Origin of the sequence: Bacillus sp. LK2 (assembly GCF_001043575.1) — a bacterium.
GTDB lineage: Bacteria > Bacillota > Bacilli > Bacillales > Bacillaceae_G > Bacillus_A > Bacillus_A paramycoides.
On the sequence record NZ_LDUK01000018.1, the window covers coordinates 99,705 to 115,387 of the forward strand.

Here is a 15,683-nt window from a genome sequence, read left to right on the forward strand (position 1 = left end):
ACTGGTTATTAGTTAAACGGAACTGGCGTTTACTAGAAGTTAATGTAGGATAAAAAATGATACTAATAGGGATCTGAAAGAGATTTCTTCTAGTATTAAAATCTGTTTTTATATTGTTAGAAAAGTCAATTTTGTTACAAAAAGTTGAAATCGAAGTATTTTAAAAGAAAAAGGTTTATAATAAAAATATAACTAATTACAAGGAAGTGTAACTATGAGTACTGTAGCAATCGTGTATGGTATTATTCTTTCTACAATTTTTGTTTTATTTTTCGTTGGAGTTTCACGTTATATTCATAAATGGAAAGAAGGCGTTGCGAAATTAAATCACATTGAAGAAGAACTTAGTGATTTAATGTTACATCATGGTAAGTAAAAGGTTTATTTTTTAACTAAACAATGTGAAGAATATCACAAAACATGCTCTCATAATGACAGCATGTTTTTTTGTTATGTTGTTAATAAGCACATCCATCAAATTTTTCCATACGATACAGTGTGAAATCAGAAATGTTCGGAGCAGGATAGAGGGGGAAAATAAGTAATTCAGGCTATATTACAGATAATAAAAATTTTAAGAAAAGCTCAGGAACTCCAAACCTTTTCTTTGACTCAAGAAAAAATGAAGAAAACCTATGGAAAGTTAAAAAATAATATAGATTACTTTATTCGAGATGGTATAACAAGTGAAGAATTTAGAAATTAAATTATAATAATATGATTTAATTATATAAATAAAAAGATGCTTTGTATAAAGCATCTTTTTGTTTGTTTTATAAGAAATGTACTCAAAGGAATTAGCCGATATCTAACCGAATTAATTGAATAGATACGTTAATGGCAGGAGCGCCAGTAGTTGTAATAATGAGTAATAAAGTTAATAAGGTTTTACATATAAGTAGGTTGCGATTTGAAAGTAAATGATTTTAATGGGAAAGGGTTGGATGTTATGACTACAATATATTTCGTTAGGCACGCTCACTCTACATATACACAGGAAGAAAGGGAACGTCCCTTATCTGAAAAGGGTTGGCTAGATGCAAAGAACATAACAAGCTTGTTAAAAGATGAGAAGATTGATGTTGTTATTTCTAGTCCATACAAAAGAGCGATTCAGACCGTTGAAGGAATTGCAAGTGTAAACAAACTATCAATACAACTGGAAGAAGATTTACGGGAAAGGTTATTAAGTAAAGATCCAGTAGAGGATTTTCATGATGTTATTCAGAAAGTGTGGGAAGATTGGACTTTTGTATACGAAGGCGGAGAATCAAATGATGTAGCGCAAAAGCGTGCTGTAATATGTATGCAAAATATATTGGAAAAGTATAAGGGGAAGAATATTGTAATAGGTACTCATGGGAATATTATGGTGTTACTGATGAATTATTTTGATGCTACATATGATTTTCATTTTTGGAAAACACTTCTTATGCCTGATGTATTTAAGTTAACTTTTCAAAATGAGAGTTTAGTTTCTGTCGGAAGAATAGAGCATACAGGTTATCAGATAAATAATTTGTAAAAGTTTATCAAAAAAAGAGGAATAAGAGAAGTTATTGTAGAAGTATGACTTTGTAACATAAAAAATATGTTAAAGGAGGCTGTTTACATGTTTGAGAAAGAGAAAGACGGGCTTATTGAAGTTCACAACGTATATGAAATTGCACCAGCAGATGGAACAATTATTGGTATGGCAACGGAAGAAGAAATGGAAATTGCTGCTGAACTTGAGTTACAGTACTATGCCCATTCTCGTTTATTAGAAGCAAATATTCAGTTAGACGGTTCCTCCTATAAAGGATTACTTCAGGAGTTCCAGGAGTATGAAAGAAAATCAATGAACTTTTGGCGAGCGATACATAAACGTTTAGCTGTGCCATGGGCATGGGTACTGCGTATTGATGTTGCGAACGGCCCTATATATGTAAGCAATGGGAATTCGTATTATGAAGAAGTTGATGAAGAAGAAGATTATGAATAGATAAGTAAGGAAGCAGCTTTAGTTGCTTCCTTTTTTTATTTACAATGGGTGAATTGCTTCAATGATAATATCTGGTCGATCATTTTCTATACCGTGACCAGCATGTTTGGCAAGAATATATTTGCTGTTTATTGAGAGATTTAATTGTTCACGTATAAGTTCTTGCCACATCTCTTCAAGTTGTGTAGCTTCTTCTTTTGGCATATCGCCCTCAATCATTTGAGTAATAGAATAATGGGGATCTCTGCCGATAACGGTTAATGGTATTTCTAATGTTTTATATAGTTCTTTTATTGAGCGAGCGCAATTTTTCCACTCCGCCAGTTCAGAAGCTGTCGCTTTATATAATGAAGGCGATATAGAAAATTCGATATGATGTTCTGATTGATTGATGAGTGTAGGTTTTAGTTCAGTATAAAGTGCATCTACATCCATTTTGGAGTAAGTATGATATTTTTGAAGCCAAATATCATCAGAATCAGTTTGATCAGAAATCGGTAAATGAAGCTTATCTAATCGGTGTAAGTTCATGGAGGTAGAATCAACTAAAATAAGTGCTTTTATTTGGTCCTCATGTAACATTGCAAAATGTTGTGCGCATAAACCCCCGTAGGAATGACCGATTAAAATGATTGGCTCGTGAATAGCTAGTTCATGTAGCAACATATGTAGTTCCTTTGCAACTTGCATAGTTGTATGTGGATTATTTCCAAGCTCACTTTCTCCATAACCTGGGCGATGGTATGAAATGACTGTAAATTTTTGTGAAAGCTTTTCTATAATAGGAAGCCAATCATAAAATGAGCAGCCCATTCCTGTTTGAATCACGACAGTTTGTTTACTATTACCTCTCATATATACTTCTATTTTTCGCCCGAGTATTTCTACTATTCTATTAATGTTAATTCCCCCTAAGCTTGAAATAATTTTTGACAAGCAAAGGCGATACACCAGGCGCCTATGCCGAAGAGTATAGATGTACTAAGTGAAAAAGAGTTCTTTAAACCGATATAAACAATAAATAATAGTAATGCTGATGCAGGAAATCCATATAATACGCCCATAGCGAATTGACTTAACTCCTGTTTACTCCCACCTTCGAAAGAAATCCAAAATAAACTAAGTAAACTAATAAGAGGAAGGGCTGCGATAAAGCCACCAAGTGTACTATAATATTTAGCAAATTCGGTTACACCGCCAATAATGAAGGCGGAGACGATAATCTTAACGAGGAAATGCATATTTTGCCTCCTTAGCTAATAACGAAAAAGCTTTATCAATTAATTGTTGCTCTTCTTTTGATAGCTGTGACTCTAATATTTGTATCTTTTTTTTATCTAGTAAAGTATGCTTTTCTAATACTTCGATGCCTGTTTTTGTTAATGCAAGGTTCACAACTCTTTCATCTTGTTTATTTCTTTCTTTAATGATAAATCCCTTTTGAATAAGGCGTTTTACATGTTCGGACGCTGTATTATGAGATAGACCAAGTTCAGAAGCAATTTTTCCAATTGTTATATCTTTCTCACGAGAAATGATTTGTAAAATGCGGATTGCTTGGTGAGAAAGATTGTCTTCATATTCATATCGTAAGTGGTAGTATATTGTCTCCCAATGTTGATTGATGTCTTTCATATGCGTAATCCTCCAATTTTTTATGTCGTATAATAAGATATATTCGTTTATTAAGAATTAAAATCCTCTTATTTTCATAATAAATGTTGAAAAAGTTTATTTTTACTGAAATATAAGGTAATCTATGTGTAAAGGTATACATTTAGCAAGAGAGAGGATGATAGCTGTGAATACATTTAAATGGATTAGTCATGAAAAGATGTATGTAGATCAAATTCATGTTGAAAAATGTGGTCCTCTTTCAGTCGGCGTATATGGGGGGAGTCAAGAGAGTGATGCATATGAAAGAGGAGATGCAGTGCTAGCTTGGTGGGATCCGAAATTAGAATTTGAATTTGTTATGATATTTGATACACACCATAAAACGAAAAATATACATTATATAATAGAGGCCATTTCAGAACGAAAAGAAAAACTAAAAGAGTTATTTTCATACCCGATACATTTAGCTTTTCATCATACACATATGTACTTATTAGCTTTATTTACAGATGAGCTATTTATTGAGAAATGCGATCAAGATGATGAGGAGCTCGCATGCTTAATTTGTTTGCGAAAAGGCGAGTTTTTATATTGGTTATCAGTTGGTGATTGCTTCGCGTATTTATTCCATTCTGAGAAAACGAAAAATGGAAAGGGTAGGCTAAATAAGCGTAAGAATTATGAATATATAGGAAGAAAAAATGTTTTTGCAGCGAATACACCTTGCTTTACATCAGGCGTAAGGGGATTAGAAAGAGGCCAGAACCACATTGTAATGGCGACGGATGGTATTTTAGAATGTGATAAACGAAAGTTTGATGATGATCAATCTTTAGTAGAAATATTACACGACGGGAATTGCTTACAGATTGAGCCTGTATTAACAAATGTACTTGAGTGGAAAGGTAGAGATTGTGCCACTATTATCGGATGGTCCATCGATACTGAAGATAGACAATGTGCAAATTAAGAACTGAAAAGGAGTTCAAGGGTTTTTATCCTTGAACTCCTTTTTATTAAGCAATATGAATGTGATATGTTTTTAACCATTCATTCACTTGGAGCATATACTCCATAGCACTTCTTGCTTCAAAATTGTTAATCTCTTTATTACTTTGATTAGCAATTGCAAGTATTGTGGAATGGTTAATAAGTGAGAAAACAGGATTGTTTTTATTGCTGCACATATCAAGTGTTAAATTGCGAATTGTTTGTAAATATTGTGGGTCTTGTGAAGTTGGATAAGCACTCTTTCTTCTATTTCGCACGTCGTCTGGTAAAGCAGGTTTCAATGCTCTACGCAAAATACCCTTTTCAATATTATCAATACTTTTAATGTTGAAAGGAACGTTCCATAAATATTCAACAAGTCTGTAATCACAAAACGGTACACGAACTTCAAAGCCAACAGCCATACTCATACGATCTTTACGGTCGAGTAAGAAGGGAAGGAATCTTGTTAAAAATAAATAAAACATTTGACGTTGTTTCGCTTCTTTTTTACTTTCTCCTTCAAGAGTAGGTACTTCCAAAATAGCTTCGTGGAATCGTTTATCAATGTAATGTTCAGGATTACATTGATTCGTTACGTCATTTAATAATAGAGAAGATGTGTTTTTCCAGTTTGTTAACCATGGAAACTTATCTACATATAATAACTCTTCTTGATGAAACCAAGGATACCCCCCGAATACTTCATCGGCTGATTCGCCAGATAAGGCAACGGTTGCGTCTTTTTTCATTTCGCAAAATAGTAAATACAGTGAAGTTTCCATTTCACCAGCACTCGGTAAATCTTTCGCATGTAGGGGAACAAATAAGTGATTTGCTAGTTCTTCTGCATTAACAATAATATCATGATGTGATGTCCCTACGTGCTGAGATACACGTTTTACCCAAGGAGCATCTAGACCAGTACGAGCAAATGTAAGTTCGAAATCTTTAGCACTGTTTACAAAGTCAATTGAATACGTGTGAAGTGCTTTGTGTTCCTCTGCAAATTCTTTACCTGCCAATGCAGTAATTCCACTAGAATCTAACCCGCCTGATAACATACAAACGAGGGGAACATCGGCAATTAATTGTCTTTTTACTGTATCTTGTAAGATAGATAAAATATGTGAGGATGTGTCTTCAATAGAATCTGTATGGATCTTACTTTCTAAATTCCAATACTTCTTAACTACTTTTTTATCACGTGTGAACGTTATAGAATGTCCAGCACGAACTTCTTGAATATGTTTAAAGACGCCACATCCTGGAGTTCGAAATAAGCCTAATCCAAATATTTCATTTATTCCGTCTGTATCAAGTTCAGCAGGAACAGATGGGTGAGCTAATATCGCTTTTATTTCAGAACCGAAAATAATGCTGTTATTTCTTTCTGTATAAAAGAGTGGTTTTACCCCTAAATGATCTCGTGCTAAAAACAATTGTTGCTTCTGATCATCCCATATTGCAAAAGCGAAAATTCCATTTAAATGTTGTACGCAATCTTCTTTCCATTCTAAATAAGCATGTAGTAACACTTCTGTGTCTGAGTGTGTTTCAAATGTATGACCTTGTTTTTGAAGTAATTCTCTAAGCTCACGGAAATTATAAATTTCACCATTATAGGTAAGAGCATACGTATAATCTCCAGCACGAAATGTTTTTGGCTGCGTTCCTCCTTTAGGATCGATAACAATTAAACGAGGATGTGCAAATGACGCGTGACGTGAAAACCAAAAGCCTTCAGCATCAGGACCACGATGCTGAATACTGTTCGCCATCTTTTTTAAAATAACATGTTCATTTGAAAGATCCTCTTTCCAATCTACCCAACCTGTAATTCCACACATATACATCTCATCTCCTACATTTAAATTGTAAAATGGAAATAAATTAATTGAATAAAATGTACATCAAGTTTAAAGGTAACTACATAAATATTGTACTACATTAAATAATTTGTAGACTTGAGAAAATTCCCTTCAAACTTACATTTATATGAGACAATGACTAAGGAAAAGTATTCCATTACATACAAAAAATAAAAAAGATGAGAGAAAAAATTTTCCTGAACGTTATATAGGATGTAAAAGCTTTTACAAAAAAATGAGGGGAATCGCTACATGAAATCAAATGAGAAAAATTTTATTAAAAGATTACAGCGGCAAAAAGAAGATGCGCTAGAATTTGTTGTTGATACATATTTACCATTAATAAAAGGAATCACGCATAAAGTACTGCTGCCAATTCAAAATGATGGACTGATAGAGGAATGTATAAATGATATTTTCCTATCTGTTTGGAATAACGCAAATAAATTTCATGGAGAACCAAATGATTTTAAAAAGTGGATTGCGGCGATTGCTAAGTTTAAAGCAATTGATTATTACCGAAAAGCGAATAAAAAAGTAGAAATTGTTTCAGATGAATTTAATGTAAGCACAGAAAAATCGGCAGAAGACGAATTAATCGTTATGGAAGATAGGGAAGAATTATTGAAGCTTATTAATCAATTAGAACCGTTAGATCAAAAAGTATTCATTATGAAATATCTCCTCGGTATGAAGACAGAAGAGATAGGAGACAAATTAGGATTAACTCGAGCGGCGATAGATAATCGTGTGTATCGCGGGAAAAAGAAGCTACAACAAAATGCTACGAATATTAGTTTTGGAGGTAGTGCAATATGAAAGACATTTATGAACTATTAAATGATATTGATATAGATGAAAAAGAACTTGAGGAAATTGAGGCTTCTGAAATTGAAAAAGAAAAAGTGAAACGTAATGTAAAACAATCGATACGTACGAAGAAAAAGATGAAAACTTGGAAAAAAGGTGTCGCTGCTGCATCTATTTTAGTAGGATTATCAGTTGCGACACTCGGCATCGGATTTCCAACTTACGCTGGAGGTCTTCCTATAGTAGGTGATATATTCCGATTTTTAGATAATGGTAGAACAGGGTTATATGAAAATTATAAAGAGTTTTCGACTGAGTTGAATATGACAAAGGAGAGTAATGGGGTTAAGGTTACAATTAATGATGTAATTTCTGATGGCAGAACAGTATCTATAACGTATTCACTAGAAAGTGAGCAAGACTTAGGGAATGATCCTATCATATTAGGTGGATTGGATATAATGGACGCTCATGGTAGTACAGGAAGTGGAAAAATGACTAAAGTTACTGAAAAAAAGTATGTGGGTATGGTAACAACGACACATCATGATAGTAATAAAAAGGACAAAGTAAACTTTAGATGGAATATAGAGAGAATAGAGATGTCAGATAGGAAAAAATCAATACAAGGAAATTGGAATTTCGCGTTAACGGTAAAATCAGTGGATAGTAAAGAAAGAACAATTGGTGGGAGTTCGGAAAAAGAAGGTATAAAAGTAAATATGGAAAAGGTCGCAATGTCGCCGGTTTCATTTATTCTTTATTACAATCAAGAGGTTTCTAAGGGTGCAAGAAAAGAGTGGGATAGTGTAGATGTTGAATTGAAGGTTAAGGATGATTTAGGTAATGATTATTCTGGTGAAGGAAATGGGGGAAGTGGTAACGATCCTTACAATATTCGATGGAGTGCCACATTCCAAAAATTGAACGAAAATGCAACAAAGCTTATCGTTACACCTCATGTGAACTTACGAGTGCATACACCTGAAAATCATGGTGGAGTGGAGTATGTGAATGGAAAAGAGAAGAAAATTGAAGTGCCAAAAAAAGAAGCGAAGAGTAAAGATATAGTGTTAGATGATATTGTAATTGATTTAAAGAAATAAATAGAGAGACTGCCTGAAACAAATAGGCAGTCTCTTTTCGTTAAGAACTAGTAACGAGCAATGCATGTGGATGCTGCGTTTTATACTCATCTTTCCACGGAATGTTTAGTTGTTCCCACGATTCGCCGCTATCATTGGATTGAAACACGCCATTATTATTTAAAGTGTAAAACGTATGTGGTTCTGCTTGGTTTGTAGCAAACATCGAAATGACTGTGCCAATTGCAGATGGTAGTCCTTGCTGTACTTGTTGGAAGGGAGTATCTTTCGTTTTACGATAAATATAAGATTCATAAGGAATACGGTGATGAGCAAGATCAGCGCTCGGTGCGGCAGAAACGAGAATCGTATCACAATCAGCTGGATCGATGGCCATGCTGTATAAATAATGGTGCTCAAGACCTGCACTACATGATATCCAGCTACTTCCGTTGTCGTAACTTTCTAGATAAGCGCGATCAGGACCGTTCATAAATCCGTCACCGCATGATGCATATAGGCGATTTGCGGCTTCGGGATGCATAATTAATTGATGAGCATCAATAGGAGCACCGAATTTTTTATCAGTCCATGTATGCCCTTTATCATTACTTTGAATAACAGCACCAGCTTCGATTGAAACGTGGATTGTGCTTGGATTGTTTGGATCAATCGTAATCCAGCGTACGTGATGGGTAAAAGGTCTAGGCGGGAAAGCCCACGTATAAGAAGATAATAATGATTTCATATTTTTTAGTTCAGTCCAAGTTTCACCGCCATTTTCAGAACGGAATAAAGCGCTCGGTTCTGTGCCGACATAAACGACGCCATATTCGTTAACTTGTTCATTAGAGCTTATCGTTATGGAAGTGATAGAAGAATGTAAAATACCATCTTCATTCGGAAAATCAAAGTAACGATAAGAGTCCCCAATTGGTCTCCACGAATCCCCGCCATCATCGCTTAACCATAAACCCCGGCCGAATGTTCCGCAATATACACGGTTTTTTTGAAATGGATCAACTGCAATACAAGTAGGTTGCATATTTTGTAAGTGATATGTGGTTTCGTAATTACCATATTGTTCTTTTACTACAACGAGTTCACGCTCCATACAGAGAAATAGTCGTTTCAATTTTATAGCCTCCTTAAAAATTCTTTCATTAGTAAACAATATGAAAATAAAAAAGAAGTAGTCTTGTTTTTAGTTGAGAAAAAGGAATTGTTTGAAAAGTAGCGAAGTGTGTATACAGAAGGAAGCGGGATAAAGTGAAACTTTAATCAGTGGGGGGGGTGTTCATCCCCCACTGATTATTAGTTGAACCAATCGGGCGTTTACGGGCAGTTGATCTCCCATCTAACTTCTTTGCTCCAGCCGAATTTTGAGATGCGGGTCTTACTGCCCGTTAATGCGGGATAAAGAGAGAGAGCTTGTTGCCTACTAACATACAGATATTGTAATTAAAGGAGTATTAGTATGGGGCATTCGCATGATCACGGTCATTCAAAAAATAAAAAGGCATTACTAATTGCCTTCGTATTAACGACAAGCTTTATGATTGCTGAAGTAATTGGCGGATTTGTAACAAATAGCCTAGCACTATTATCTGACGCGGGGCATATGTTAAGTGATGCAGTATATCTCTTGCTTTAAGTTTACTTGCGTTCAAGCTTGGAGAAAAAACAGCAACGTCTGCGAAAACATACGGGTATAAGCGAGTCGAAATGTTAGCGGCATTATGTAACGGTGTCGTTCTTATCGTTATTTCCATTTACATTTTTATTGAAGCAATTCGCCGTTTTAAAGAGCCAGTGGAAATCGCTAGTAATGGTATGCTCATTATTGCTGTACTTGGTTTACTTATTAATATTTTATCAGCTTGGATATTAATGAGAGGCGGAGATGTGAAAGGGAATTTGAATTTAAGAAGTGCTTTTTTACACGTACTAGGTGATTGGTTAGGTTCAGCCGGAGCAATTATTGCTGCGCTACTTATTAAATTTTTTGGTTGGAATGCCGCAGATGCGATTGCTTGTATTCTTGTGTCTATATTAGTCATTATAAGTGGATGGCGTGTAACACGTGATACAGTTCATATATTAATGGAAGGTGCACCACAGCACATAGATGTTGAAGAAGTAAAAAATACATTATTAAATATTACTATTGTAAAAGAAGTTCATGATTTACATATATGGTCTGTAACATCAGATTTTCAAGTGTTAACTTGTCATCTTATTATTGAAGGTAATGAAACGCAAAGTGTATTGAAAAAAAGAAACGGATGTATTAAAGAAGAAATTTCATGTAGAACATGTCACCATTCAAGTAGAAATTGAGGGTGAATTTAACTATGGTGAGATAACTTGCAAAGTATGAAAGAAAAAGGGTATGAAAAAGAGTCATAACATTCTTTGCGCAGCATACATATATATAATGTGGCCACAAATACTTTGTAAGGTAAATATTTCATAAGATTACTTTACTTATAAAGAATCATCTTTTATAATCAGAAGTGGTAATTGATAAAGATTATCATTTTCAATGATCGTAGAAAGGAGTTTTTTAAAAGATGAGTAGTCAACTCCGTTTTGCTGTTGAAAATCGTAAGAGGCACTTAATTGATGAGTTAATTGGAGCAGGGGTGTTTAAAGTTCGTGATCGGCAATTATACGAGCTTTCTTTAGAGGAATTGGAAAAAGAGTACGAAGATATGGAAGATTATGCAGATATTCAGGCATAGCTAAATAGATTAGTAAAAGATGAGCTGGTTACGATTTTGTGTAACCAGCTCTATTATTATTTCGTAGAAATCATTTTTTGGATTTCTTTCATTGGACGGAGCCAGTTTTGAGACATCATTTGTTCCATTTGTTTTTCGTCCTGCTTTTGTAGTGCTTGAATTATAGAGTGATGTTCTTTAATAGATTGACTTGCAGGAACAAAGTTTTGGAAAAACAAATATTCAAGGCGTAAAACGTGAAGTTGCGTATTTTCTAGAAAAGGTTCAATATATGGATTTTTAGCAATAGAAGTAATTGTATTGTGAAATTGAATATCTAGTTCTAAAGCTCGTTTCGAATTTTTTTCATTTATAGATTGTTGAAAATCAGCATTTATAAATGAAAGTTGTTGTATTTCGGTTTCTGTAATTCGTTGAAGTGCTTGCTTTCCTATAATAGAGTGAAGACCAGCCATCGTTTCATAAATGATAGATACATCGTCTAACTTAATAGGAGCGATTTTCGTTTTTTGCCCAGGTACCATTTCCACTAATCCAGAAAGCTCTAATATTTGAAGTGCTTCTCTTACAGGTGTTCTGCTTACTCCTAAAGCTTCAGCCAATTCCACATCATTAATTTTTTCATCAGGTTGTAAAACACCTTCAATAATCCAATCTTGTAGTTGATTTAAAACGAGTGATTTTGCTGAAACTCTTCCTGGTTTTTTATAATTTTGAGGAACAGGCATAGGAAATTCAATCCTTTCATTGTATATTTTTCTTTTTTGCATTAACCAGCTTTAATTTCGGTTTTCCTTCATCCGGTTTTTGGCTTAATATGAGCACCATTACAATGACACAAAAAGCACCTATTAACTGAAAAGATTGAAATGGTACGTGCAAAATAAGCACAGAAGAAATAATAGCTGCGAGCGGTTCTGTGCAACCAAATAATGTTGTTTCTTTCGGAGTAAGGTATCGTATGCTGTCTAAGTATAAATAAAACGCGATAAGTGTTCCGAAAATGACTACAAATATAATAAGGGGGAGGGTATTTAATTTTACGTATTTTGTCGTTGATAATAAAATGAATTCATTTGTGGAAATAAAGTGTAAAATCGTTACACCAATTCCCCCAATGATCATGCCCCATCCAACGATAACGGATGAAGACCACTTTTCTAACAATTCTTTTGAATACAAACTATAAAATGCAAGGGATAGTCCAGATAAAATGCCCCAAATGATAGCTGGTGTAGAAACAGCTAAGTTATGAACAGAACCGTTTGTTAGTAAGAGAAAAGTCCCTACTAATGAGAGGGCAATTGAAATAAAATCAATTTTTGATGGGCGAACGTTCCATCTGAAAAGTAAGTATACAGTGATAAATATAGGGGCTAAATATTGTAATAATGTTGCAACGGCAGCATTTCCTACTTTAATAGAAGCGAAGTACGTGTACTGTACAGCAAGCATGCCTAATAGACCGAACAAAATCATCTTATTTGCATCAGACTTTTGTTTCCAAATGCCGAAGATCTCTTTTTTTCTCGTTCCGAATGATGACATAATGAGCAAAATAGCACCGGATATAAGCAAACGAATCGTAACTAACCATTCAGTAGAAACGTTTTCATATTGAAAAAGTTGTTGCGCAGCTGTTCCGGATAACCCCCATAAACAAGCGCCGATTATGACCATTATAATTCCTTTTAATCGATTTGGATCCATAAGGTTTATAGCCCTCCTTTCCAAAATATATATTGTATACAATATGCAATATATCACAGAACGGATTGTTAATAAAATGAAAATTCTAATTAAAAATAAAATTGTTTATTAAGAACGATAATCCCTTTTTGTGTATGGTAAAATTTGTTGAGAGGGTGGTGTTGAAATGTTAGTAGGGTTTTTGATTTGTTTAGTTGTCGGATTACTTATCATATTTTTAGGATATCAAATACACGTGAAAAAGAGATTGTTTCTGTTGGCAGGTTATCAAGAAGAAATGTTTATTGGAGATAAAAATAAACTAGCGAAACTTTCAGGAGTGTTTTCCTATATAGTCGGAGTTGCCACAATAATATTACCGTTTGGCTTAGAAAAAATAGGTGATGTAGTTGGTGTCGTATATGCTGTATTAGTTGTTTTAGGCACAATTGTGTTTCTTATTAAAGTAAGTCTGTTAAATAAGAGTACTACAAAGTGAAAAAAGGCTTCATTCCACGGAAGCCTTTTTATTTTTGGTTATGAAGTGTAAGTAAAAGCTGGAATAGGATCAACAAATATATTCCAATCTTGTTTCATTTCTTTTTCTGTTAATAGACAATCATCTAATGATTGTTCAATCAAAGAACGATTCATTTCAATTCCGATAAATACGAGTTCAGTTATTCGATCTCCGTATCGGTCATCCCAGTTTTTCAACACTTCTGGTTCTTCTGTTATCAATTGATTTTTTTCAGCCTCAGGTAATGCTGCAATCCATTCACCAGCACCTTGTATTGTAATAGAGGAACCTGCTTGAGATAGAAGTCCTATCATATTATTGCGAGATGCGAGCCAGAAAAATCCTTTCGCTCTTACAACATCTAAAGGCCATTTTTCTAGCCAATTCATAAGACGTTCAGGGTGGAAAGGATGTTTACGACGGTACACAAAGGAATTGATACCGTATTCTTCTGTTTCTGGTGTATGGTGTTCACTATTTAACTCTTGAATCCATCCCGCTGATTGACTGGCTTCTTCATAATTAAATAAATTAGTGTTTAAAATTTCTTGTAATGGTACTTGGCTAAATGAAGACTCAATAATTTTTGCACCGGGATTTAATTTCTTTAGTAAATGACGAAGTTCTATCATATCTTCTTTTTCTAGTAAATCAATTTTATTAAGAACAATTATATTTGCAAACTCAATTTGATCTACTAATAAATCAATAACTTCTCGAGTATCATTTTCATCGATTGCCTGTTTACGGTCTAATAAACTTTCTCCATCTGCAAAGTCATCCCAAAATCTATTGGCATCTACAACTGTAACCATCGTATCGAGACGACAATTTCTCGTTAAATCAATGTTAAGAACTTCGTCTGTATAAGTAAACGTTTGGGCAACTGGAATAGGCTCACTTATACCAGAAGATTCAATCACAATATAGTCAATATCACCGTTTTCAACAAGACGATTCACCTCTATTATTAAATCTTCTCGTAGTGTACAGCAAATACAACCATTTTGAATTTCTACTAATTTTTCCTCCGTACGTGAAAAACCTCCCTTTTTGATAAGAGAAGCGTCAATATTTATTTCACTCATATCATTAACGATAACAGCTACCTTTAAGTCGCTCTTATTAGTCAAAATATGATGCAGTAAAGTAGTTTTTCCGGCTCCTAAAAAACCACTTAATACAGTAATAGGTATTTTTTTCATTAAATAATCCCTCTTTCTTAAATCGTAATGATTACGTTTTATGATAATTGATGTGAAAGAAAAAATCAACAATAAATCATAATGATTACGATTTAAGAATAGAAATAGACTATAAAATTTGTGTTGTAGTAGTATAGGGCATTTGGACAAGCATACGGTTAAATATAAATAAAATGGAGGCGAGAATGTTGGTATTTAATAGAGTTTCAAAAGAATTAATAGGAATAGCTCTTATTGCTGTTTTTCTCTTTTTATTATTTTTTGTGGATTTTACAAGTCTAGCAAATTTGCACAAAAGTATTCCACAAGAATGGCTGAATGTGAATTCGGTGTTTTTAAGTATTTTTTTTGAAGCAGTACCCTTTATTTTATTAGGGGTAATTGTTTCTTCTCTCATTCAAGTGTTTGTGACAGAAGATATGATTCAAAAAGTAATGCCGAGATCTCCTATTGTTGCGATGATTCCAGCGGTATTTGTCGGGATCGTTTTTCCAATGTGTGAATGTGTTATTATCCCGATTGTAAGAAGACTCATTCAAAAGGGACTACCTCTTCATGTGGGAATTGTCATTTTACTGAGCGCGCCTATTATGAATCCGGTTGTTCTATTATCTACCTTATATGCGTTTCAAAAAAATGATGTCATTGTATATGCTCGTTTTGGTATAACAATTCTTGTTGCACTATTAATAGGTATAATTGTGTATTATTTCTATCGCGGGAAAAATGTTTTAAAAGATATAGAAGTTCCAGTTCAGAAAAGACAAAAAAGGGGCTGGAGGGATGTTGTAAATCACACTGTTGATGAGTTTTTTGATACTGGTAAGTATTTATTAATTGGAGCTTGTTTAGCGAGTGTATTCCAAACATTTTTTGATCGGAATCTACTTGATACAGTAGCACATAACGAAGTGATTTCCCCAATTATTATGATGGGATTTGGCTATGTTTTATCAATTTGTTCAGCTGCCGATGCGTTTATAGCGGCATCATTTGGACATGTTTTCTCAGTAAAAGCGCTTCTCGCATTTCTTGTGTTCGGGCCTATGCTTGATATGAAAAATACGTTAATGCTATTTGCATATTTTCAAAAGAGATTTGTATTCTTTTTGATTGGAATTGTCATTTTATCGGTGTATACCATCTTGCAAATCACAATGTTATAGGA

17 protein-coding genes and 2 pseudogenes are annotated in these 15,683 nt (G+C 34.0%); 11 read left to right on the forward strand and 8 right to left on the reverse strand.

Going from position 1 to position 15,683, the window contains the following annotated elements; translation table 11 throughout:
- The first annotated feature begins 214 nt into the window (after positions 1-214).
- The 4 genes and pseudogenes from VK90_RS13270 (at position 215) to VK90_RS13280 (ending at position 1,984) form a co-directional block, all read left to right on the forward strand.
- The gene (locus VK90_RS13270; RefSeq protein ID WP_002171285.1) at positions 215-376 is read left to right on the forward strand and encodes a hypothetical protein; all 162 of its coding nucleotides are present in this window, start codon (positions 215-217) and stop codon (positions 374-376) included.
- 179 nt (positions 377-555) lie between these two features.
- Positions 556-624: pseudogene (locus VK90_RS29870) on the forward strand (cupin domain-containing protein); the annotation flags it as partial.
- Positions 625-949: 325 nt separating this feature from the next.
- On the forward strand, positions 950-1,525 hold the full coding sequence (locus VK90_RS13275; protein ID WP_048373460.1) for a histidine phosphatase family protein: 576 nt from the start codon (positions 950-952) through the stop codon (positions 1,523-1,525).
- Positions 1,526-1,612: 87 nt separating this feature from the next.
- On the forward strand, positions 1,613-1,984 hold the full coding sequence (locus VK90_RS13280; RefSeq protein WP_048373362.1) for a hypothetical protein: 372 nt from the start codon (positions 1,613-1,615) through the stop codon (positions 1,982-1,984).
- A gap of 39 nt (positions 1,985-2,023) precedes the next feature.
- On the opposite strand, the gene VK90_RS13285 is transcribed toward VK90_RS13280, so the two are convergent.
- The 3 genes from VK90_RS13285 to VK90_RS13295 are packed head-to-tail and all read right to left on the reverse strand — an operon-like array spanning position 2,024 to position 3,619.
- Entirely contained in the window at positions 2,024-2,935 is a 912-nt protein-coding gene (locus VK90_RS13285) for an alpha/beta fold hydrolase (RefSeq protein ID WP_048373364.1), read from the reverse strand.
- Entirely contained in the window at positions 2,896-3,225 is a 330-nt protein-coding gene (locus VK90_RS13290; RefSeq protein ID WP_048373367.1) for a DUF3147 family protein, read from the reverse strand. Before VK90_RS13290 ends, VK90_RS13285 begins: the two co-directional genes overlap by 40 nt.
- Positions 3,209-3,619, reverse strand: a complete 411-nt coding sequence (locus VK90_RS13295; protein WP_048373369.1) for a MarR family winged helix-turn-helix transcriptional regulator — start codon at positions 3,617-3,619, stop codon at positions 3,209-3,211. Before VK90_RS13295 ends, VK90_RS13290 begins: the two co-directional genes overlap by 17 nt.
- Positions 3,620-3,743: 124 nt before the next feature.
- Here VK90_RS13295 and VK90_RS13300 point away from each other — a divergent pair, with 124 nt between their 5' ends.
- Complete coding sequence (locus tag VK90_RS13300) at positions 3,744-4,571, forward strand: protein phosphatase 2C domain-containing protein (protein WP_048373371.1); 828 nt, start codon at positions 3,744-3,746, stop codon at positions 4,569-4,571.
- A 46-nt stretch (positions 4,572-4,617) separates the two neighbouring features.
- Here the strand turns inward: VK90_RS13300 and asnB are convergent, their stop codons facing one another.
- Positions 4,618-6,441, reverse strand: coding sequence for an asparagine synthase (glutamine-hydrolyzing) (asnB, locus tag VK90_RS13305; RefSeq protein ID WP_048373374.1), 1,824 nt, complete (start codon positions 6,439-6,441; stop codon positions 4,618-4,620).
- Between the two features lie 273 nt (positions 6,442-6,714).
- On the opposite strand from asnB, the gene VK90_RS13310 reads away from it, so the two are divergent.
- Entirely contained in the window at positions 6,715-7,281 is a 567-nt protein-coding gene (locus VK90_RS13310) for a sigma-70 family RNA polymerase sigma factor (RefSeq protein WP_048373377.1), read from the forward strand.
- The gene (locus VK90_RS13315; RefSeq protein ID WP_048373379.1) at positions 7,278-8,378 is read left to right on the forward strand and encodes a DUF4179 domain-containing protein; all 1,101 of its coding nucleotides are present in this window, start codon (positions 7,278-7,280) and stop codon (positions 8,376-8,378) included. The genes VK90_RS13310 and VK90_RS13315 overlap by 4 nt, the downstream gene beginning before the upstream one ends.
- Positions 8,379-8,418: 40 nt before the next feature.
- Here VK90_RS13315 and VK90_RS13320 read toward each other — a convergent pair whose 3' ends face one another.
- Positions 8,419-9,492, reverse strand: coding sequence for a WD40/YVTN/BNR-like repeat-containing protein (locus VK90_RS13320; protein ID WP_048373381.1), 1,074 nt, complete (start codon positions 9,490-9,492; stop codon positions 8,419-8,421).
- Between the two features lie 342 nt (positions 9,493-9,834).
- Between VK90_RS13320 and VK90_RS13325 the strand changes: the two are divergent.
- Both VK90_RS13325 and fbpA read left to right on the forward strand, forming a co-directional pair.
- Positions 9,835-10,737 (forward strand): annotated as a pseudogene (locus tag VK90_RS13325) (cation diffusion facilitator family transporter).
- Positions 10,738-10,930: 193 nt separating this feature from the next.
- Positions 10,931-11,101, forward strand: a complete 171-nt coding sequence (fbpA, locus tag VK90_RS13330; protein ID WP_048373384.1) for a Fur-regulated basic protein FbpA — start codon at positions 10,931-10,933, stop codon at positions 11,099-11,101.
- A gap of 56 nt (positions 11,102-11,157) precedes the next feature.
- On the opposite strand, the gene VK90_RS13335 is transcribed toward fbpA, so the two are convergent.
- A complete protein-coding gene (locus tag VK90_RS13335; RefSeq protein ID WP_048373462.1) occupies positions 11,158-11,829 on the reverse strand; it encodes a GntR family transcriptional regulator in 672 nt (223 codons plus the stop codon).
- Positions 11,830-11,845: 16 nt separating this feature from the next.
- Complete coding sequence (locus VK90_RS13340; RefSeq protein WP_048373387.1) at positions 11,846-12,811, reverse strand: DMT family transporter; 966 nt, start codon at positions 12,809-12,811, stop codon at positions 11,846-11,848.
- A gap of 166 nt (positions 12,812-12,977) precedes the next feature.
- Here VK90_RS13340 and VK90_RS13345 point away from each other — a divergent pair, with 166 nt between their 5' ends.
- A complete protein-coding gene (locus VK90_RS13345) occupies positions 12,978-13,289 on the forward strand; it encodes a DUF3784 domain-containing protein (protein WP_048373389.1) in 312 nt (103 codons plus the stop codon).
- A gap of 38 nt (positions 13,290-13,327) precedes the next feature.
- On the opposite strand, the gene VK90_RS13350 is transcribed toward VK90_RS13345, so the two are convergent.
- Positions 13,328-14,515, reverse strand: coding sequence for a GTP-binding protein (locus tag VK90_RS13350; protein ID WP_048373391.1), 1,188 nt, complete (start codon positions 14,513-14,515; stop codon positions 13,328-13,330).
- 173 nt (positions 14,516-14,688) lie between these two features.
- Between VK90_RS13350 and VK90_RS13355 the strand changes: the two genes are divergently transcribed.
- Positions 14,689-15,681, forward strand: a complete 993-nt coding sequence (locus VK90_RS13355) for a permease (protein ID WP_197088210.1) — start codon at positions 14,689-14,691, stop codon at positions 15,679-15,681.
- Positions 15,682-15,683 lie beyond the last annotated feature (2 nt).